The sequence below is a fragment of the Microbacterium sp. SORGH_AS_0421 genome (assembly GCF_030818635.1).
In the GTDB taxonomy this organism is placed as follows: Bacteria; Actinomycetota; Actinomycetes; order Actinomycetales; family Microbacteriaceae; genus Microbacterium.
Window position 1 is genome coordinate 2,079,106 of record NZ_JAUTAO010000001.1, and the last position, 17,222, is coordinate 2,096,327.

Annotated in this window: 21 protein-coding genes and 1 riboswitch; of the genes, 13 read left to right on the top strand and 8 right to left on the bottom strand. The window is 69.9% G+C overall.

Annotated elements, in window-relative coordinates; translation table 11 throughout:
• Nucleotides 1-12: 12 nt before the first annotated feature.
• From QE416_RS09870 to QE416_RS09885, 4 genes are all read right to left on the bottom strand, one after another.
• Nucleotides 13-468: a Fe-S oxidoreductase gene (locus QE416_RS09870; protein WP_307315730.1), complete on the bottom strand. Its 456-nt coding sequence runs from the start codon at nt 466-468 to the stop codon at nt 13-15.
• Nucleotides 465-1,277: an arginase family protein gene (locus QE416_RS09875; RefSeq protein ID WP_307315735.1), complete on the bottom strand. Its 813-nt coding sequence runs from the start codon at nt 1,275-1,277 to the stop codon at nt 465-467. Before QE416_RS09875 ends, QE416_RS09870 begins: the two co-directional genes overlap by 4 nt.
• A gap of 70 nt (nt 1,278-1,347) precedes the next feature.
• Nucleotides 1,348-2,103, bottom strand: coding sequence for a PspA/IM30 family protein (locus tag QE416_RS09880; RefSeq protein ID WP_307315738.1), 756 nt, complete (start codon nt 2,101-2,103; stop codon nt 1,348-1,350).
• A gap of 93 nt (nt 2,104-2,196) precedes the next feature.
• Nucleotides 2,197-4,293 (bottom strand): YgcG family protein, encoded by a 2,097-nt coding sequence (locus tag QE416_RS09885; RefSeq protein WP_307315740.1) that lies wholly within the window; start codon nt 4,291-4,293, stop codon nt 2,197-2,199.
• Between the two features lie 124 nt (nt 4,294-4,417).
• Here QE416_RS09885 and QE416_RS09890 point away from each other — a divergent pair, with 124 nt between their 5' ends.
• The 5 genes from QE416_RS09890 (at nt 4,418) to QE416_RS09910 (ending at nt 8,942) form a co-directional block, all read left to right on the top strand.
• Entirely contained in the window at nt 4,418-5,251 is an 834-nt protein-coding gene (locus tag QE416_RS09890) for a DUF3097 domain-containing protein (protein WP_210072007.1), read from the top strand.
• Between the two features lie 59 nt (nt 5,252-5,310).
• Entirely contained in the window at nt 5,311-6,030 is a 720-nt protein-coding gene (trmB, locus tag QE416_RS09895; RefSeq protein WP_307315742.1) for a tRNA (guanosine(46)-N7)-methyltransferase TrmB, read from the top strand.
• Nucleotides 6,027-6,887: a CPBP family intramembrane glutamic endopeptidase gene (locus QE416_RS09900; RefSeq protein WP_307315744.1), complete on the top strand. Its 861-nt coding sequence runs from the start codon at nt 6,027-6,029 to the stop codon at nt 6,885-6,887. Before trmB ends, QE416_RS09900 begins: the two co-directional genes overlap by 4 nt.
• 212 nt (nt 6,888-7,099) lie before the next feature.
• A riboswitch (guanidine-III (ykkC-III) riboswitch) is annotated at nt 7,100-7,164 on the top strand.
• A 10-nt stretch (nt 7,165-7,174) separates the two neighbouring features.
• Complete coding sequence (locus tag QE416_RS09905) at nt 7,175-7,498, top strand: multidrug efflux SMR transporter (protein WP_210072005.1); 324 nt, start codon at nt 7,175-7,177, stop codon at nt 7,496-7,498.
• A gap of 130 nt (nt 7,499-7,628) precedes the next feature.
• The gene (locus tag QE416_RS09910; RefSeq protein ID WP_307315754.1) at nt 7,629-8,942 is read left to right on the top strand and encodes a hypothetical protein; all 1,314 of its coding nucleotides are present in this window, start codon (nt 7,629-7,631) and stop codon (nt 8,940-8,942) included.
• A 67-nt stretch (nt 8,943-9,009) separates the two neighbouring features.
• Here QE416_RS09910 and QE416_RS09915 read toward each other — a convergent pair whose 3' ends face one another.
• Nucleotides 9,010-9,294 (bottom strand): hypothetical protein, encoded by a 285-nt coding sequence (locus QE416_RS09915; RefSeq protein WP_307315758.1) that lies wholly within the window; start codon nt 9,292-9,294, stop codon nt 9,010-9,012.
• A 129-nt stretch (nt 9,295-9,423) separates the two neighbouring features.
• On the opposite strand from QE416_RS09915, the gene QE416_RS09920 reads away from it, so the two are divergent.
• From QE416_RS09920 to QE416_RS09940, 5 genes are all read left to right on the top strand, one after another.
• Nucleotides 9,424-10,599 (top strand): ATP-binding protein, encoded by a 1,176-nt coding sequence (locus QE416_RS09920; RefSeq protein WP_307315761.1) that lies wholly within the window; start codon nt 9,424-9,426, stop codon nt 10,597-10,599.
• A 127-nt stretch (nt 10,600-10,726) separates the two neighbouring features.
• Nucleotides 10,727-11,230, top strand: a complete 504-nt coding sequence (locus tag QE416_RS09925; RefSeq protein ID WP_210072001.1) for an SRPBCC family protein — start codon at nt 10,727-10,729, stop codon at nt 11,228-11,230.
• A complete protein-coding gene (locus QE416_RS09930) occupies nt 11,227-12,708 on the top strand; it encodes an NAD(P)/FAD-dependent oxidoreductase (protein ID WP_307315766.1) in 1,482 nt (493 codons plus the stop codon). The genes QE416_RS09925 and QE416_RS09930 overlap by 4 nt, the downstream gene beginning before the upstream one ends.
• A 2-nt stretch (nt 12,709-12,710) precedes the next feature.
• On the top strand, nt 12,711-13,535 hold the full coding sequence (locus QE416_RS09935) for a DNA-formamidopyrimidine glycosylase family protein (protein ID WP_307315769.1): 825 nt from the start codon (nt 12,711-12,713) through the stop codon (nt 13,533-13,535).
• Nucleotides 13,536-13,544: 9 nt separating this feature from the next.
• On the top strand, nt 13,545-14,615 hold the full coding sequence (locus QE416_RS09940; RefSeq protein WP_307315772.1) for a spore photoproduct lyase family protein: 1,071 nt from the start codon (nt 13,545-13,547) through the stop codon (nt 14,613-14,615).
• 3 nt (nt 14,616-14,618) lie between these two features.
• Here the strand turns inward: QE416_RS09940 and QE416_RS09945 are convergent, their stop codons facing one another.
• The 3 genes from QE416_RS09945 to QE416_RS09955 form a co-directional block, all read right to left on the bottom strand.
• On the bottom strand, nt 14,619-14,768 hold the full coding sequence (locus QE416_RS09945) for a hypothetical protein (RefSeq protein WP_210071997.1): 150 nt from the start codon (nt 14,766-14,768) through the stop codon (nt 14,619-14,621).
• Between the two features lie 171 nt (nt 14,769-14,939).
• A complete protein-coding gene (locus QE416_RS09950; RefSeq protein ID WP_210071996.1) occupies nt 14,940-15,281 on the bottom strand; it encodes a hypothetical protein in 342 nt (113 codons plus the stop codon).
• 1 nt (nt 15,282) lies between these two features.
• Nucleotides 15,283-15,660, bottom strand: a complete 378-nt coding sequence (locus tag QE416_RS09955; protein WP_307315776.1) for a hypothetical protein — start codon at nt 15,658-15,660, stop codon at nt 15,283-15,285.
• 115 nt (nt 15,661-15,775) lie between these two features.
• Between QE416_RS09955 and QE416_RS09960 the strand changes: the two genes are divergently transcribed.
• The 3 genes from QE416_RS09960 to QE416_RS09970 all read left to right on the top strand — a co-directional run bounded on the left by QE416_RS09960 (nt 15,776) and on the right by QE416_RS09970 (nt 16,930).
• Nucleotides 15,776-16,330, top strand: a complete 555-nt coding sequence (locus tag QE416_RS09960) for a MarR family winged helix-turn-helix transcriptional regulator (RefSeq protein ID WP_307315778.1) — start codon at nt 15,776-15,778, stop codon at nt 16,328-16,330.
• Entirely contained in the window at nt 16,327-16,506 is a 180-nt protein-coding gene (locus QE416_RS09965; RefSeq protein ID WP_307315780.1) for a hypothetical protein, read from the top strand. The genes QE416_RS09960 and QE416_RS09965 overlap by 4 nt, the downstream gene beginning before the upstream one ends.
• 70 nt (nt 16,507-16,576) lie before the next feature.
• Entirely contained in the window at nt 16,577-16,930 is a 354-nt protein-coding gene (locus QE416_RS09970) for a hypothetical protein (protein WP_307315782.1), read from the top strand.
• Nucleotides 16,931-17,222 lie beyond the last annotated feature (292 nt).

The window sequence follows — 17,222 nt, forward strand, 5'->3', positions numbered from 1 at the left end:
TCGTTCGGTGGGTCAATCCCCGCGGCGGACGTAGTTGCCCTCGACGAGTCCCGCCTCGATCTCGAACCGATTGCGCAGGGGATCGCGCCCGGCCAGGGCGTAGAGCAGCGGCATGAGGAAGCCGTACCGACGCCATTGGCGTTTGTGGACCGCCTCGTGCCCGAGCACGACGTCGGTCGGCCGGTCGTCGCCGGTGAGGAAGCAGCCGCCCACGCATACGCCCCCGCGGGGGAACGCCCACGACGGGAGCCCGCGGAACACCCACAGACCGAGACGCTTCTCGATGCGGCCCGTGCTCCACATCGACCCCCAGATCCAGCCCACCGCGCAGCCGTACCAGTAGCCGACGCGGCTGAGGGGGGAGTCGAGCAGCACGCCGGGGAGGAACCGGTCGAAACGGCGGCCGCGCGCCACCGCCCGTTCGGCCCGCTCTCGCCAGCCCTCCGGGGGCGAGGGGAGGGGGCTCATGCCAGCGCTCCGATCAGACGCAGGATCGTCCCCAGGTCGTCGAGGGCGGCCGCCGGGCTCGAGGGGGAGAACTCGGTCAGTGTCGCTCCCGCGAGCGGGAGCAGCTCGCGCAGGCGGCGAATGGATGCCACGACCTCGGCCGTGCGCGCGCCGAAGGGCACGGCCTGGGCGATGCCGCCGATGTCGGCGGGATCGAGGGCGTCGAGGCCGACGTGCACGTGCACACGTGTCGCTCCCGTGGCGGCGACGGCGTCGGCCAGGGCGTCGGGGGAGACGAGCTCCTCGGCGCGGACGACGGTGATCCCGTGGGCGGCGACGAAAGCCTCTTCTTCGGGATCCCACGCACGGGGGGCCACGAGCACGAGGCGCGAGGGTGCGATGCCGGGCTCGAGGCGCAGGAGCGCCTCGCCCTCCCCGGCGATAGCCCTCAGCACCATGCCGGTGAACGCTCCGCTGGGGGAGGATTCGGGGGTGTTCAGATCGGGGTGAGCGTCGATCCACACGACCGCGAGATCGTCTCCCGCGATCGCCGACACGGCCCCCAGGGCGATCCCGCAGTCGCCGCCCACGACCACGGCGGGTTCGTCGGAAGTACGGACGGCTTCTTCGATGCGCTCGCGCATGCGAACGATCGCGCTGTGGCGCTGCACACGGGTGCCCTGCGCGTCGCCGGCTTCGGTCGGGGGTTCGAGGACGATCGTCGAGGCGCGCGGCAGGTCGCCGGCGATGGCCTCGGCCCCGTCGACGAGCTGCATCGCGCGCGAGGAGGACGACCCCTGCCACTGCGGAGCGACGATGAATCGGGTCATGGCGGTTCCCCTCGGCGGGAGACGCGAGTGCACCGCCTGATCGATCGGGCGGTGCACTCGCGGTCGTGGATCAGACCTGGTCGGGGCTCGGTGCGTCGATGGCGGCACGCTGCGGACCGCCGACCTTGAGAGCCGCGAGACGGGCTTCGACCTCGGTGAGCTCACCGACGTCTTCGAGAGCGTTGAACTGCGCGTCGATGCTCGAGGCGGCGAGCTCCTGCTTGCCGGCGGCGAGGGCCTCCTGGCGGCGGATCTTGTCTTCGAAGCGACCGAGCTCGCTCGTCGGGTCGAGCACGTCGATCGACTTGACGGCGTCGTGCACCTTGTTCTGCGCCTCGGCGACCTTGGCGCGAGCGGTGAGCTCGTTGCGCTTGGCCTTGAGCTGCTCGAGCTTGGTCTTCATGCCGTTCAGGCCGTCTTTGAGCTTGTCGACGACCTCGGTCTGCGCGGCGATGGTGGGGGCGGCGGCCTTGGCCTCTCCCTCGGCGGTGATCTGACGCTGGAGGGCGATCTTGGCGAGGTTGTCGAACTTGTCGGCTTCGCTCAGGTTGCCGCTGGCGCGCAGTTCGTCGCCCTTGCGGCTGGCGGCGAGGGCCTTGTTGCCCCACTCGGCCGCCGCCTGGACGTCTTCCTGGTGGTCGCGCTCGAGCAGGCGCAGGTTGCCGATCGTCTCGGCGATGGCCGACTCGGCATCGGCGATCGAGTTCGAGTAGTCGCGGACGAGCTGGTCGAGCATCTTCTGCGGGTCCTCGGCCTGGTCGAGGAGCGCGTTGACGTTCGCGCGGACGAGGGTCTGGATGCGACCGAAGATGGACTGCTTGGCCATGCGGGGTGTTCCTTCCTGAGGGCGACGGTGTCGAGTCTGGTGGCGGATTCTACGAATTGTCTGTGATCGGACGGCGTGGCCGCGAGGGGTGGACTAGCGGCGCGATCCCCGCCCGCCGCCGGCGCGGCTGCGACCACCGCCCGAGAAGCCTCCGCCGCCGCCGCTTCGAGAGCGTCCGCCGCTGGAGAAGCCTCCGCTGCGCGAGCGCCCGCTCCCGCCGGAGAACCCGCCGCCGAGGCCGCCCAGGCCACCCAGGCCACCCAGTCCGCCACCGCCGAAGCCACCGCGCGAGCGCCCGCCGCCGAGAATGGCGTTCACGGCGATGCCGCCGAGGATCGCGCCCATCATGTCGCCTCCGCCGCCGGCGGCTGCGCCGCCGAAGGCGCCGACGTCGTTCTGTGCCGCGGAATCGGCGGCGGCGGCGAGCTGGGCCGCGCGCTGGGCCGCGGCGAGGGCTGCGACCGGGTCGGCGATGCGCAGTTGCTCGGCCTGCACGAGGGCGGCACCGGCCTCGGCGAGACGCGTGCGCGCTGTGGCCCCCACTGCTCCCCGACGCGTGGAGATGAAGTCCTCGGTCGCGGTCACCCGGGCGCGCGCCTGAGCGAGTGCCGTGTCGAGCTCGCTCTCGGCGCGGCGTCGACGGTCGGCCGCGTCACGGGCCTCGTCGAGCACCGCGTCGATGGTGGCGTTCGCCTGCTGCAGTGTCTCGATCGCTTGCGCGGGGTGGGGGCGCGAGACCGAGAGCGCACCGCGCGCGTCATCGAGCTGCGACCGCGCCGAGGCCGCCGCGGCGGCGACTCGTCCGTCGGGATCGGGCAGCCGGGCGGCCGCCGCGAGGTCGCCCTCGATCTCCGCGACGAGGGCCGAGGCGCGTCGGTTCGCGTCCGACAGGGACGCCTCGAGTGCACCCACGGCGCGCTCGAGGGTGTCGGCCTGGGCCACGGCCGCTTGCGCTGCGCGGATGGCGACGGCCGCTTCTCCGGTGCGGCCGGCGGCGAGAGCGGCGGCGGCTTCCGCTTCCTGGGAGCTTGCGAGCTCGAGCCGCGCTCGAGCCTGGGCCGGGTTGTCGGCGACGGGGGAGAGCGCGTCGTCGCTGAAGTGTTCGGTCAGGCGAGCGAGTCTCGCCTCCGCGTCGCTCAGGCCCGCGGCGACCGTCGCGTGCTGGTTGCGGATCGCGGCCAGGGCGCCGGGGGCGTCTGCCTCGAGAGCGCGCAGTTCGTCGAAGGCGGACGCCTTGGCATCCAGAGCCTCGTCGGCGGCCGTGCACAACCGCAGGATCTCGGTATAGCCGGCGCGCTGCTGCTCAGGGGTCTCGGGGGTGCTGTCGTCGAGCTGCTGCTGGATCGAGAACGCCCGGTCGAGGTCGGCCTTGGCCTGGTCGAGCACCTCGACGAAGGGGGCTGCGGCGGCGTCGCCGAACTGCGCGCGGGCGAAGCCGAGCTCCTGCTCGCTCGTCTTGACGGCGTCGTCGGTGGACACGAGGGCGGAACCGGCGCGACGGGAGAGGTCGTCGATGCTCTCGGTCGGGATGCCACCCGCACCGGGCGTCGTCGCTCGACGGCGTCGACGCACGGCCAGCCAGACGAGGCCGGCGGCGATGGCGAGCAACAGCACGCCGACCAGGACGATCGGCACGATGGCCGGGCCGTTCTGCGTCGCCGGCGTCGGGGGAGGGTTCGGCATGTTGCCGCCCGCTTTCGCGTGCGCGGTGCGCAGGCCGTCGGCCGCGGCGACCGCCGCGCCCGCGTCGTCGCCCGCCTCGAGCGCCGGCTGCACCTGATCCTGCTCGATCGAGGTGAGCTGGGCCGCCGAGATCCCGCCCGCATCGACGTCGCCCGAGAGGTAGTACTGGAAGGTATCGCCCTCGATGGCGACCGCGAGCAGATACTGGTGAGGGCCGAGGTTGTTGCGGTTGGCGGTCTCGTTCGCCCAATCGTCCGCACCGGTCGGATCCTGGAAGCCGTCGACGTACACCACCCAGAGGTCGAGCCCCGTCTGCTCCGACAGCGTCAGCAGGCGCCGCTGGACATCGGCCTCTTGCGAATCGGTGAGCACGTTCGCCTGGTCGAGCACATAGCTCGATCCGAGCGTCGGCGGGGGGATCGCCGCGGCGCTGAGGGGAGCGACCAGGACTCCGACGAACGCGAGCAGCAGCACCGTCATCGTGCGCAGCACGTTCGGCTTTCGCATGCAGTCCCCTTCGGTTGCCGGATGCGTCCACCCTATAAACGACCGCCGACACCGGGGTAGGAGCGGCGCGTCCGCTGTGAGCGCACGCGAGCGCCGCTTAGGCTCGGACGCTCGGAGGTACACCATGGACGACCGCTACGGAACCGACGTGCTCGCCCGCGGGTGGCGCGACGCCGGACGCATCAGGCCCGCCGAGGTCGCGGCATCCGCGGATCTCGTCGTGGAGATCGCCGGCGACGGCTTCGTCGGCGCGGTGACCCGCATCGACGGCTCGAACGTCGAGCTCGAAGACCGCTTCGGCAAGCGCCGGCTGTTCCCGCTCGGCGGAGGCTTCCTCGTCGACGGCAAGCCCGTGGTGCTGAAGGCGCCCGCCGCCGCGGCGAAGGGGCGCACGCGGACGGCATCCGGATCCTTCGCCGTGGCCGACCAGCGCGCGCGTACCGCCCGCGCCAGCCGCATCTTCGTCGAGGGAAAGCACGACGCCGAGCTCGTCGAGAAGGTGTGGGGTGCGGACCTGCGCGCCGAGGGAGTCGTGGTCGAGTTCCTCGAGGGCGTCGACCTTCTCGAGCAGACCCTGGATGCCGAGCCCCCCACCGCCGAGCGTCGGTACGGCGTGCTCGTGGACCACCTCGTGCCGAACTCCAAGGAGTCGCGGATCGCCGAGAAGATCGCGCGGGGCCGTCACGGCGCGCACGTGCGCATCGTCGGCCACCCCTTCGTCGACGTGTGGCAGTGCGTCACGCCCCGGGCGCTCGGCATCGCCGCATGGCCCGAGGTGCCGCGCGGGATCGAGTGGAAGGTCGGCGTCTGCCGGGCGCTCGGCTGGCCCGCCGAGGAGCAGGCCGACACGGCTCGCGCGTGGCAGCACATCCTGTCGAAGGTCACCACCTTCCGCGACCTCGAGCCGGCCCTGCTCGGCCGTGTCGAGGAACTCATCGATTTCGTGACCGTCCCGTGAGCGGCCGCAAGGTGCCCGTGCGGCACACTCCCGATACGCAGACGCCTAGCCTGGATGCTATGGACGCCCCAGTCTTCCGCGACAAGCCGGTGTCGTTCGTGCGCCGCAGTGGCCGCATGTCCGAGGCGCAGGACCGGGCGTGGGCCGAGCTCTCGCCGTTCTATCTGCTCCCTGTCGAGCGCGCCGCAGCCACGACCAGCGTGAAGGCGGGCACGGCCATCGACCCGGCCGAGGTCTACGGACGCGCGGCCCGCCTCGTGGTCGAGATCGGCTCCGGTCAGGGCCACCAGATCGTCTCCGCCGCAGCGGCCGACTCCGACAGCGACTTCCTCGCCGTCGAGGTGTTCACCGCCGGTCTCGCCCGCACCATGCTCGACGCCGACCGCGAGGGCGTGAAGAACCTGCGCCTGGTCGAGGCCAACGCCCCCGAGGCTCTCGAGCACCTGCTCCCGCCGGCATCCGTCGACGAGCTCTGGGTCTTCTTCCCCGATCCCTGGCACAAGAACAAGCACACTAAGCGTCGCCTCGTCGCCCCCGACTTCGCGCGTATCGCCGCCCAGGCCCTGCGCCCCGGGGGCACCCTGCGCCTCGCGACGGACTGGCAGGACTACGCCGATCAGATGCGCGACGTTCTCGACGCAGCGCCCGGCTTCGAGCGCGCGTTCGCGGGGGAGTGGGCAGAGCGCTTCGACGGCCGCGTGCTCACCGCCTTCGAGCGCAAGGGGCTGCGCGTCGGCCGCGACATCCGCGACCTGAGCTACACGCGGGTCTCGCCGTGACCGCGCACACCGCGGTGCCGGTCCGCGAGCGTTCCACCTGGACGCCCAAGCTCGTCCCGGCGCTGTTGGTGTGCCTCGCTGCGCCGGCGCTGTTCGTCGTCCAGGTCGTATGGCTGGGCTGGATCCTGCTCGCTCTCGCGGTGGCATCCGGGATCCTGGTCGACCGCCGGGGCGGCGTCGCGCTGGCTCGCGGTGAGGAGCCGAGCATCGCCCGCGACGTCTCGCTCGTCGCGATCGGCCAGTTCATCGTGAGCCTCATCCCGCTGCACGCCGAACTCGACAACGCCGCGTTCGTGCGTTTCACCCTCGCCCTGGGCGGGGCCGTCGTCGTGCCCTACGTCATCTCGCGCTTCGTCTACCGCGACAATGCGATCCGCTTCCCGTGGCGCGGCGGCGGACGATGGACCTGGTGGCAGTGGGCCTGGCTCGGCGGTGTCATCGTGCTCGGCTACCTGATCCTGCCGTTCTACTTCATCACCTCGGGCGTCTACCGCAACTGGCCCGAGGTCGTCACCCCCGAGCTCATCGCTCGTTTGTTCGTGGGCGTCGGCGCCGTCGGCATCTGGGACGAGCTCTTCTTCATCTGCACCGTCTTCGCGCTGCTGCGTCGACACTTCCCCGACCTCACCGCAAACCTGCTGCAGGCGATCGTGTTCGTGTCGTTCCTGTGGGAGCTGGGCTATCAGGCGTGGGGGCCGCTGCTGACGATCCCCTTCGCGATCGTGCAGGGGTTCCTCTTCCTCAAGACCCGCTCGCTCTGGTACGTCGTGACGGTGCACCTGCTCTTCGACGCCGTGGTCTTCGGCGTCCTCGTCCACGCGCACAACCCCGGGTCGGCATCCATCTTCCTGATCTGACCCCGGATGCCGGCACACCGCCGCCCGGCCCCGCCCAACGCCCCGCCCAACGCCCCGCCCAACGCCCTGCCCAATCCCCGCGCATAAACGCGATGTGCGCGCAGAAACGCGAGCAGAGCGTGTTTCCGCGCGCGCAGAGCGTTTATGCGTGGCTCGAGAGGGGCGGATGCCGCGGTGCCCGGGTTCTGCCCAGGTCGGCGCGCTACCTTCGGGGCTGGACGCCCCCCGCGTCCCCGGACGAGGGATCAGTACCCGGACTGCGACAAGACTGGCCAAGGAGCACAGCCATGTCGTGGATCGTCCTCATCCTGTCCGGCGTCCTCGAGGCTGTCTGGGCCACCGCCCTCGGCCGTACCGAGGGCTTCACCAAGCTCTGGCCGAGCGTGATCTTCGGCGTCGCGCTCGTGGCATCCATGGGCGGCCTCGCCTTCGCGATGCGCGAGATCCCCACGGGCACCGCCTATGCGGTGTGGGTCGGGATCGGCGCGGCGCTGACGATCGTGGTCGCGATGGTCAGCGGGACCGAGACGGTCTCGGTGGTCAAGGTGCTGCTCGTGCTGGGGCTGGTGGGATGCGTGGTCGGTCTGAAGCTCGTGGGCGACAGCCACTGACCAGGTCATTTCCCGAAAGTCAACCGGATGGAACGCACGGTTTCATCCGGTACCATCCTCTCCAACTGCACTTGTCCGGGCCAGACACCGTCGTCACTCGCCCACATCTTCCCCCTGTGAAAGGTTCCGAGTGAGCGCACCGCCGAGCGAGCTTGTCTCCCCGACGCGTCCGTCGCGCGTCATCGCACGACCGAGTCGTCTCGACCGTCTGCGCGGTTCGCGCCTCGGTCGCTCCCTGCGCCAGTACGGTCACGACGTCCTCCGCAAGCCCGAGGGCATCGTCCCGATCGAGCGCGGCGCGTTCACCAAGGTCCTGAGCCTGTGGGCCATCGCCCGCGTGGTCAACTTCGCGATGCTGTGGGGCTTCTACTCGATCGCCAAGGCCGCGCGCTGGGGATTCGGTCCCGACAGCGAGCGACTCGGCACCTTCTTCGACTACCTCACGGGGTGGGATGCCGACCGCTACGGTCAGATCGCCGCCCAGGGTTATCCCATGTCGTTGCCGATGAACGTCTCGGGCGACATCCTGCCCAACAACTGGGCGTTCCTTCCGGTCTTCCCGACGATGGTCCGCGTGCTCTCGGGTGCCACGGGTCTCGGCTGGCAGCCCATCGCTGTTCTCCTGAGCCTGGGGGCGAGCCTCGGCGCCACCTGGCTGCTCTTCGTGCTGATGCGCACGGTCACCAAGCCGCAGCCCGCCTGGTGGGCCGTCGTCTTCTTCTCCTTCGCCCCGATGTCGTTCCTCTTCGTGATCGGCTACAGCGAGGGACTGTTCATGCTGCTGATGTTCGCGGGCATGCTGCTCGCGATCAAACGGCGCTACCTGTGGATCCTGCCGATCGGCCTCATCACGGCCTACACCCGTCCGGGCGTGCTGGCTCTGGGCCTGGCTCTCGGCATCGTGTTCCTCGTGCGTTTCTTCCGCCGCAAGGTCGATCCGTTCCCGATGCGGGAGTGGCTCTCGCTCATGGCATCCGGTCTCGTCATCGCCGCGGCGGGTCTGTCGTGGAACCACATCGCGCAGTACGTCACGGGCACGCACAATGCCTACATCCGCACCGAGCTCGGCTGGTGGCTGGACTACGTGGGCAACGATGAGTTCACACCGTTCACCCCCTGGTTCCGCCAGGCGGGTACGCACCTGGGCGTCGTCGGCATCGTCCTGGTCATCGCGCTGATCGTCGCTTTCGCAGCGCTGATGTGGTCGCGCCCCGTCCGCAAGCTCGGCCTCATGGTCGTCGCCTACGGCTTCAGCTACGGCGTGTACATCTTCGCGGTGTTCCTGCCGCAGCAGAGCACGTTCCGCCTGCTCATGCCGATGGCGCCCCTGCTCGGCGACGAGCGGTGGTCGTCGACCCCGCGTCGTCGCACGGCGATCCTGGTCGGATGCCTCGTGCTCCAGGCGGTCGCGATCCTGCTGCTGTGGACGCGCGGCAACCCGTGATCCGACACTGACCTGACAAGAGGGGCGGCGCCGATTTCGGCGCCGCCCCTCTTGTCATGTCCCGGGGTCAGTCGGGCTGTCCGCCGGGGTCGACGGCGTCGATGACGTCCTGTTCCGCGGCGTTGTCGGCATCCATCTCCGCCGACCCCGTCGCGTCTTCGTCCGTCCGTGCGAACGCTCCAGCGGAGGAGTCCGACGCGCCGGCGGGTGCGGGCTCCGTCTCGGGCGGGAGGGGGATGGTCGGCTCCGCGGGCGTCGGAACCGTCGGCTCGGAGGGGTTCGGGGCGGTGGGCTCCGAGGGGGTGGGCTGCGAGGGGTCGGACGGGGCCTGGGGGAAGGTCGGAGTACTCATTGCTCGACTCTCCGCGGTGCGGGAAGAGTTCGCGAGCCCCTTTCCCATCGGGCGGCCGCGGTGTATCCCGGTGCGGATAGGCTTTCGGGCGGGGCTTTCGGGCGGGGCTCTCAGGGACGAGGGGACCACATGTCCACGGCACATGACGTGACGAGGCGCGATGCCATCGCGCAGTACCGCTTGGTCGGCGAGCCCACCGAGCCCGACCTCCAGGGGCTCGTCGAGCTCGCCGCGACCGTGTGCAACGTGCCCACCGCGGTGATCAACATCATCGACGACCGCATGCAGCACCAGGTCGCGGCGGTCGGCATCCAGGTCGCGTCGTGCGCCCGTGAGGACTCGATGTGCGCCGCCGTCATCAGCACTCCCGGTCGCGTCGTCGTCCCCGACGCCCGTCTCGATCCGCGTTTCGCGCAGAACGCCTTCGTCACCGGCGAGATCGCCCACACGCGCTTCTACGCGTCGAGCCCCCTCATCACCCCGGCCGGTGTCGCCATCGGCACGCTCTGCGTCTTCGACACCCAGGTGGGAGAACTCTCGGATGCCAGCAGCCGCGCCCTCGATCTGCTCGCGCACCAGGTGATCGACGTTCTCGAACTGCGCCGGGTCCAGCGCGATCTGATCGAGTCCAACGCCCAACTCGAGAGCTTCGCCATGCAGGTCAGTCATGATCTGCGCAACCCCCTCACCGCGTTGACGGGCTTTCTCGAATTGGCGGCCGACAGCCCCGAGATGGTCGACGCCCCGCGCGCCGCTCAGTCGCTGGCCCGCGCGGAGGCCGCGGCCGGGCGCATGACGTCGATGGTCACCGATCTGCTCGACTTCGCTCGAATGGGCGGCGCCCGCCCGCACATGACCCAGGTCGATGTGTCCGACACAGTCGATGCCGTCCTCGAGGACCTCGACGGCGCACTCGCGAACACGGGTGCCGAGGTGATGGTCGAGAGCACGTCGTTCGTGCGCGCCGATGACACGCTGCTGCGGGTCCTTCTGCAGAACCTCATCGCCAACGCGGTGAAGTTCACGGTCGCGGCCGAGAGGGCACCGCGCATCGCGGTGAGCGTCGAGGTCCTCTCCGACGGGTGGCGCATCACCGTCGACGACAACGGCGATGCGCTCGACCCCGAGTTGCGCGAGCGCGTCTTCGAGCCGATGCAGCGCGGCCATGGTGCCGAGGTGCAGGGGATCGGCATCGGTCTTGCGACCTGCCGGCGCATCGTCGAGGCGCACCGCGGCACGATCGGTCTCGACGTTTCTCCCGCGGGCGGCACGCGCGCGTGGTTCGTGCTTCCGTCCGCCGCCTGAGCGCTATCGGGCGATGCGCCAGGGCGCAACCTCCGAGACGGTTGTCCGAGAGGGGCCGTAGCGTGGGCGGTGTCGGTAAGGCCATCGGGCCTTCGCCGTCGATCCGGATGCCGAGGAGGAACGCCCCATGGCACGAAACGTGCGTCTGATGCACTGCACGCCCGACGACGTTTTCCGGGTCCTCGCGAACGGATGGCTGTATCCCCTCTGGGTGGTGGGCACCTCGCGCATACGCGATGTCTCCGAGTCGTGGCCCGCCGAGGGTGCGACGCTGCACCACTCCTTCGGCTCGTGGCCGCTCGTGGTCAACGACAACACGGTCATGCGCGAGTGGGATCCGCCGCGTCGCGCGGTGCTCGAGCCCCATGGCGGACTCATCGGCGTCGCGCGCGTGGCGATCGATGTGAAGGCCCGCGGTGATCGCTGCGTCGTACGTATCCAAGAGGAACCCGTCACGGGCCCGACGACGCTTCTGCCCGACACGGTGTTCGATGCGATCACGCGCTACCGCAACGCCGAGACCCTGCACCGCCTGGCCTATCTGGCCGAGGGCGGCGCCCCCGGATCGACGGGCGGTGCGGCGGCGCTCGGCCACGAGTCCACCGCCGAGAAGGAGCCGATCGACCGATGAGCGAGAGCTACGACGCGATCATCGTCGGCTCCGGCCCGAACGGGCTCGCCGCCGCCGTCACGCTGGCTCGGTCGGGGCTTTCGGTCGCCGTGTACGAGAGGAACGACACCTTCGGCGGTGCCGCCTCGACCGCCGAGCTCACCCTCCCCGGTTTCCGGCACGATGTGGGCTCAGCCGTGCATCCACTGGCGCTGGAGTCGTGGTTCTTCCGCGAGTTCGGTCTCGACCGACGTGTTCCTCTCGTCGTCCCCGAGGTCTCGTACGCCCATCCGCTCGACGGCGGCCGCGCGGGGCTGGCGTACCGCGACCTGTCGCGAGCAGCCGAGGGACTCGGTGTCGACGGTCCGGCCTACGAGCGCCTCATGCGCCCCCTCGTCGATCACCTGCGCGGGGTCGCCGACTTCACCGGGAATGCCCTTCTCCGCGTCCCGGGTGATCCCCTCGCGGCATTCTTCTTCGGCATCCGGGCTCTCGAGCAGGGCGGGCCGTGGTGGAACGCGCGTTTCCGGGAAGAGGTGGTACCGAGCCTCATCACCGGCGTCTCGGCTCACACGATCCTGCACCAGCCGAGCCTCGCCGCCGGGGGAGCGGGCCTCGTGCTCGCCACCTACGGTCACGGCCGCGGGTGGCCGATTCCCGTCGGCGGCAGCCAGGCGATCGCCGACGCGATGATCGCCGACATCCGCGCTCACGGGGGAGTGCTGCGCGCCGGTGTCGAGGTGACCTCCCTCGACGAGCTGCCTCCGGCCCGCGCCGTGCTCCTGGACACGACCCCGCGCTCGCTGATCCGGCTCTGCGGGGACCGGATGCCGGCGGCCTACCGTCGTGTGCTCGAGAGGTTCCGCTACGGCGGCGGCGTCGCCAAGGTCGACTTCGCCCTGTCCGATCCCGTGCCGTGGGCCCACGCCGATGTCGCCCGCGCCGGCACGGTGCACATCGGCGGCACGCGCGCCGAGATCGCTGAGGCCGAGAACGCGGTGGCCCGGGGAGACCTCCCCGACGCCCCCTACGTCCTGGCCGCCCAACCGACGCTGTTCGACTCGACCCGCGCGCCCGAGGGCAAACACGTCCTGTGGGCGTACACCCACGTGCCGTCGGGGAGCCCCGCCGATCGTGAAGAGGCGGTCGTGCGTCAGATCGAGCGCTTCGCCCCGGGATTTCGCGATACCGTGCTGGCCTCGTCGTCTCGGACGGCCGTCGATATCGCGGCGTGGAACCCGAACTTCCCCGGCGGCGACATCTCGGCCGGCGCCCCCACGCTCACGCAGCTCCTGGGACGCCCGGTCTACAGCCCCGACCCCTGGCGCACACCGATGAAGGGCGTATACCTGTGCTCGTCGTCGACGAGCCCCGGCCCGGGCGTGCACGGACTGGCGGGATGGCAGGCCGCGCTCAGCGCGCTCCGGCACGAGTTCGGCACGCGCCTGCGCCCCGACCTCGCTCCCCGCGACAACCAGCTGCACGCAGCCGCACGGTAGCCGTGCCCGAGGGCGACAGCGTCTATCGGCTCCGGCAACGCCTCGAGGCCGCAACCCTCGGTGCGCGCGTGCACGACGGGGAGCTGCGGTCGGGCAACGCCGCCGGGCGCTCGCTCGGGGGTCTTCGCATCGAGGGATACGACACCTTCGGCAAGCACCTGCTCACTCGTTTCGACGACGGGTCCACCCTGCACACCCACCTGCGCATGCAGGGGAGCTGGACCATCACGCGGGCAGGGCGTTCCCTGCCGTCCGCGGTGCGCGAGACGGCGCGGGTGCGCCTGCGACTCGACGACGGGCGAGAGGTGTGGGGTCTCGATCTCCCCGTCGTGGAGCTCGTCCCCACCGCGAGCGAGAGCGATGCGATCGGATACCTCGGTCCCGACCCGCTACGCGACGACTGGGATGCCGCCGAGGCGGTGCGCCGACTCTCGTCACGCCCCGACCGGCCCTTCGTCGCGGCGCTTCTGGATCAGACCGCCGTCGCGGGTCTCGGCAACCTCTGGGTCAACGAGCTCGCCTTCCTCCGCGGCATCCATCCCTTCGCCCCCATCGGGATGACCGACCTCGACGCGCTCACGGCGCTCGCCGCACGGTGCCTGCGGATCTCGGCGACCGTGCCCGGCATGTATCAGGTCACGACCGGTGACCGCCGGAAGGGGGCGTCGCATTGGGTGGCGGGGCGCGCGGGGCGGCCCTGCCTGCGTTGCGGAACCCGCGTGCGGGTGCGCGACGAGGTGCAGAACGACCCCGAGCAGCGGCGGACCTGGTGGTGCCCGCGATGCCAGCCGATGCCCGGCGCCACCGATGTCGGAACCCCCGAGTAGAACAGGACCATGGCTGTCGAGCGCAAGGATCTGCTGCGCGTCACCCGCATCTACGCGGAGGACGCCGCTCTCGAGCTCGAGCGCGGCCGGGAGATCGTCGCGCGCTGGCCCGAGGCCGACATCGTGCCCATCGCCTCACACTGGCAGATCCCCGAGGTGCACGGCGATGAGACCAACGTCGCGCGCTGGGTGCGCATCAAGACCGAGGCGCTGGTGCTGGGTGTGAAGAAGAGCGTGACGACGCGGGTGAACGGGCGATCCGCCGACTTCATCGCCCCGTCGCTCTCGAACGGCTGCGCGATGGCGTGCAGTTACTGCTACGTGCCGAGGCGCAAGGGGTACAGCAACCCCATCACGGTCTTCGCGAACGTCGACCAGATCAGCCGGCATCTCGCGCGGCATGTGGCGGCGCGCGGGCCGAAGACCGAGCCGAATCAGTGCGATCCCGATTCCTGGGTCTACGACATCGGCGAGAACGGCGACTGCTCCGTCGACGCGATGATCAGCGACAACGTACGCGACGTCTGTGAGCTCTTCCGCATGACGCCCACCGCGAAGGCGTCTTTCGCGACGAAGTTCGTCAACCGCGACATGCTGGATTGGGACCCGGCGGGGCGGACGCGCATCCGCTTCTCGCTCATGCCCGCGGCCACCGCGAAGGTCACCGACCTGCGCACCTCGCCCATGGCCGCCCGGATCGCGGCCATCAACGATTTCGTCGACGCCGGGTACGAGGTGCACGTCAACTTCTCACCCGTCATCCTCACCCCGACGTGGCTGACCGACTGGGCGGAGCTGTTCGACCAGCTCGACGCCGCCCTCCATGCCCGGGCGAAGGCACAACTCGCATGCGAGGTGATCTTCCTCACTCACAACGAAGGGCTCCACGAGGTCAACCTCGGGTGGCATCCGAAGGGGGAAGAACTCCTGTGGACTCCCGCCGTCCAAGAAGAGAAGACGTCGCAGAACGGGGCGGTGAACGTGCGCTACCGCCATCCGCTCAAGGCGCAAGCGGTGGCCGCTCTGGGCGACCTCATCGCGCTCAAGCTCCCGTATTGCCGGGTGCGGTACGCGTTCTGACGATCAGTCGATGCGGCCGGTGGGCGACCCCTCGGTGGTGGCCGCCTCGTCGGCATCCTGCTGGGCTGCGGCGCCCTCTTCGGGAGACTCGCTTCCCGCCCCGGAGGAGTCGTGGTCGGGAGCGTCGTTCGCGCGTCCGTCGTGATGCGTCATGGTCATCCTCTTCGTCGTTGGTGTGGAGCGACGGTGTCACGGACCACCGTCCGTGTCCAGGGGGTGGACGCTCTCACAGGGGACGAACGCCGAAGCGCTCGGTAAAGTCCGCGCTCGCGGCATCCTCGAAATCGTCTGCTTCGTCGCGAAGCTCGATGTCGCCCACGACGATCACAGGTACGGCGCCAAGGCGCCGGCGGTCAACGCGAGGGCGAGGGTCGTACCGCCCACGCCGGTAGCGGTGAGCACGGTCGCACGCTCGAACCGGCGACGGCGCGAGACGTTCGCCGGGTGAGTGGTCGAACGCAGCGACGCCTTGGCCGTGTCGAGGGTGTCGTAACGGCCGACCGGTACGCCGTGCGCATCGCGGGAGACGAACCCACCGGCGACCTGGTCGACGCAGCCGAAATACTCGCCGCCGCGGTGAGCGACCCAGAAACCGGTGTCGACCTTCGCCCACAGGACGCGGGCCGCCGTCAGGGGAGCGGGGGACGTGGACGTCGGGGTCGTCATGTCAGGCCGCCGCGGAAAGGGTACGGCGGGCGGGGACGCTGGCGCGGACCGTCTGTGGACGCTGTGCACTGTCGCTCGCGGGAATCTCGACCTCGAGGTCGATGACGAGACCGGCCGAGGAGTTGGCCATGTCGGCCATGTTCTTCAGCGCGGTGGAATTGAGGGTCTCGGGCTCAGCGGAGTCGAAGACGAAGCGCAGGGGGATGGCGGGCTGCAGCCACAGGGTGGAGCGGCCGGGGGCGCCGTCTACGTGAGTCCAGCTGAGCGTGAAGCTTTCGCTGCGTCGAAGCTTGGTGGTCGTGACGACCTTGATGTGGGAGAGCAGGCGATCCGGGATCTGGATCGAGTCGGTCGAGGTGCCGTAGAACAGGTGGCCCATGGGGTACTCCCTTCGAAAGCGATTAACTGCACTTAGAACATACTCGGCTAGTAACTAGTTTGTCTAACTATTATTTCCGAGGTATAGTCGCGGGAAGAGCGGGGAGGAGTGTTTCATGACGGACATCGAAACCACGTCCCTTCGCCCCGCGCCCGCGGACGCAGCCGAAGAGGTCACGTACTGGTACGGCGACGAGCCGTCCGATCGGCGCCACCGCAGTAAGGCCGTTCTCGAAGCCCTTCGCATCTATCGCGCGGCCGAGGTCGCGATGCGCCGTCGTACGCGCGACTCGATGTCGATGGGCGAGAACGAACTCCTCGTCCTGCGATACCTGCTGCGCGACGCCAACCGTCAGGTGCGACCGGGGGAGCTCACCCGCTATCTCGGTCTTTCGACCGCCTCCACCACGGCGATCCTCGACCGGCTCGAACGCTCGGGGCACGTTACCCGGGCGGCGAATCCCGACGACCGGCGCAGCATCTTCATCCAGGCCACCCCCCGCGCGCACGCCGAGGTGCGGCAGACGCTCGGCAACATGCACGATCGCATGCTCGCGGCCGTCATCGACATGACGCCCGACGAGTCTGCCGCGGTGGTCGCGTTCCTCCGACGCATGAGTGACGCGGTGGACGGCGTCGCGGTAGAGCACCCGGCGTTCGATTCCCCGTGATCTACGTGCTCGTCGGCGGCCCGCGCGACGGACAGCACGTAGACGACCTGCCTCGCGGCTATCGCCTGTCCCTCAGCGATCCCCAACCCGAACCCTTCGGAGATTTCGACACCGTCCGCGCGGTGTGGTTCGAGTTGGACGAGACCATGTTCCGCTCGCCCCAGCGTCGCGGCTGAGGGTCTATCTCACGCTCGCTCGACGAGCAAGCCGCCCTGCGTCGGTCCTCACGACCCGCACAGTAGGCGTATGCGATGCGTGACCTATGCCGGCGAGACCGTGATCACCACTGACGACGTCGCCGCGTCGTTGATCGAGTTGACCGCGGCGGTGGCGAAGGAGGGGCAGTCCGAGGCCGTGAGCATCCCCATCGTCACAGAGGACAAGAAGGTCGCTCAGGCGGAGCTCGTGATCGGGGTCGGAAACGATGTGCTCTCCGCCCCGCTGGACTGGCACGAAGAAGAGCCGGACTTCTCGCACGCGGCCGCAGAGCTCGAGAAGCACCGGCTCTTCCCGCGTCCGCACCTTCGAGCTGTCGAGCCTGTTTCCGACGCCGACGACGAGCTTCTCGATTACGACTTCGATCGGCCGACCGAGGCTTGAGTCGACGGGGTGAGGTTCGCCCCTTCCGCCAACGACCGCCGGGAGCCTTGTCATCGGTTCCCGGCATCCGCTATGGTCTCAAGTCCGTGCCACTCGGCATGGTGAGCCGAGGAAAGACGAGACCATGACCGCGATGCGCGATCTGCGTCCGGAGCAGCAGGGCAATGACCTGCCGTTCCTGCTCTCGTCGTACCCTCCGGCGCCGGTCGTCTAGACATCTGTCTCGTTTCGCCCCGCCCCGTCAGGTCGGGGCGTTTCTCTTTCCACCGTGTGGGGGAGTGCCTCGTCCGCA

Coding starts and splice junctions, on each gene's coding strand:
- QE416_RS09890 (WP_210072007.1), top strand. CDS start 4,418: ATGGACGACCGCTACGGAACCGACGTGCTCGCCCGCGGGTGGCGCGAC.
- QE416_RS09940 (WP_307315772.1), top strand. CDS start 13,545: ATGGCTGTCGAGCGCAAGGATCTGCTGCGCGTCACCCGCATCTACGCG.
- QE416_RS09870 (WP_307315730.1), bottom strand. CDS start 468: ATGAGCCCCCTCCCCTCGCCCCCGGAGGGCTGGCGAGAGCGGGCCGAA.
- QE416_RS09885 (WP_307315740.1), bottom strand. CDS start 4,293: ATGCGAAAGCCGAACGTGCTGCGCACGATGACGGTGCTGCTGCTCGCG.
- QE416_RS09960 (WP_307315778.1), top strand. CDS start 15,776: ATGACGGACATCGAAACCACGTCCCTTCGCCCCGCGCCCGCGGACGCA.
- QE416_RS09915 (WP_307315758.1), bottom strand. CDS start 9,294: ATGAGTACTCCGACCTTCCCCCAGGCCCCGTCCGACCCCTCGCAGCCC.
- QE416_RS09945 (WP_210071997.1), bottom strand. CDS start 14,768: ATGACGCATCACGACGGACGCGCGAACGACGCTCCCGACCACGACTCC.
- QE416_RS09880 (WP_307315738.1), bottom strand. CDS start 2,103: ATGGCCAAGCAGTCCATCTTCGGTCGCATCCAGACCCTCGTCCGCGCG.
- QE416_RS09955 (WP_307315776.1), bottom strand. CDS start 15,660: ATGGGCCACCTGTTCTACGGCACCTCGACCGACTCGATCCAGATCCCG.
- QE416_RS09970 (WP_307315782.1), top strand. CDS start 16,577: ATGCGATGCGTGACCTATGCCGGCGAGACCGTGATCACCACTGACGAC.
- QE416_RS09930 (WP_307315766.1), top strand. CDS start 11,227: ATGAGCGAGAGCTACGACGCGATCATCGTCGGCTCCGGCCCGAACGGG.
- QE416_RS09950 (WP_210071996.1), bottom strand. CDS start 15,281: ATGACGACCCCGACGTCCACGTCCCCCGCTCCCCTGACGGCGGCCCGC.
- QE416_RS09925 (WP_210072001.1), top strand. CDS start 10,727: ATGGCACGAAACGTGCGTCTGATGCACTGCACGCCCGACGACGTTTTC.
- QE416_RS09920 (WP_307315761.1), top strand. CDS start 9,424: ATGTCCACGGCACATGACGTGACGAGGCGCGATGCCATCGCGCAGTAC.
- trmB (WP_307315742.1), top strand. CDS start 5,311: ATGGACGCCCCAGTCTTCCGCGACAAGCCGGTGTCGTTCGTGCGCCGC.
- QE416_RS09875 (WP_307315735.1), bottom strand. CDS start 1,277: ATGACCCGATTCATCGTCGCTCCGCAGTGGCAGGGGTCGTCCTCCTCG.
- QE416_RS09905 (WP_210072005.1), top strand. CDS start 7,175: ATGTCGTGGATCGTCCTCATCCTGTCCGGCGTCCTCGAGGCTGTCTGG.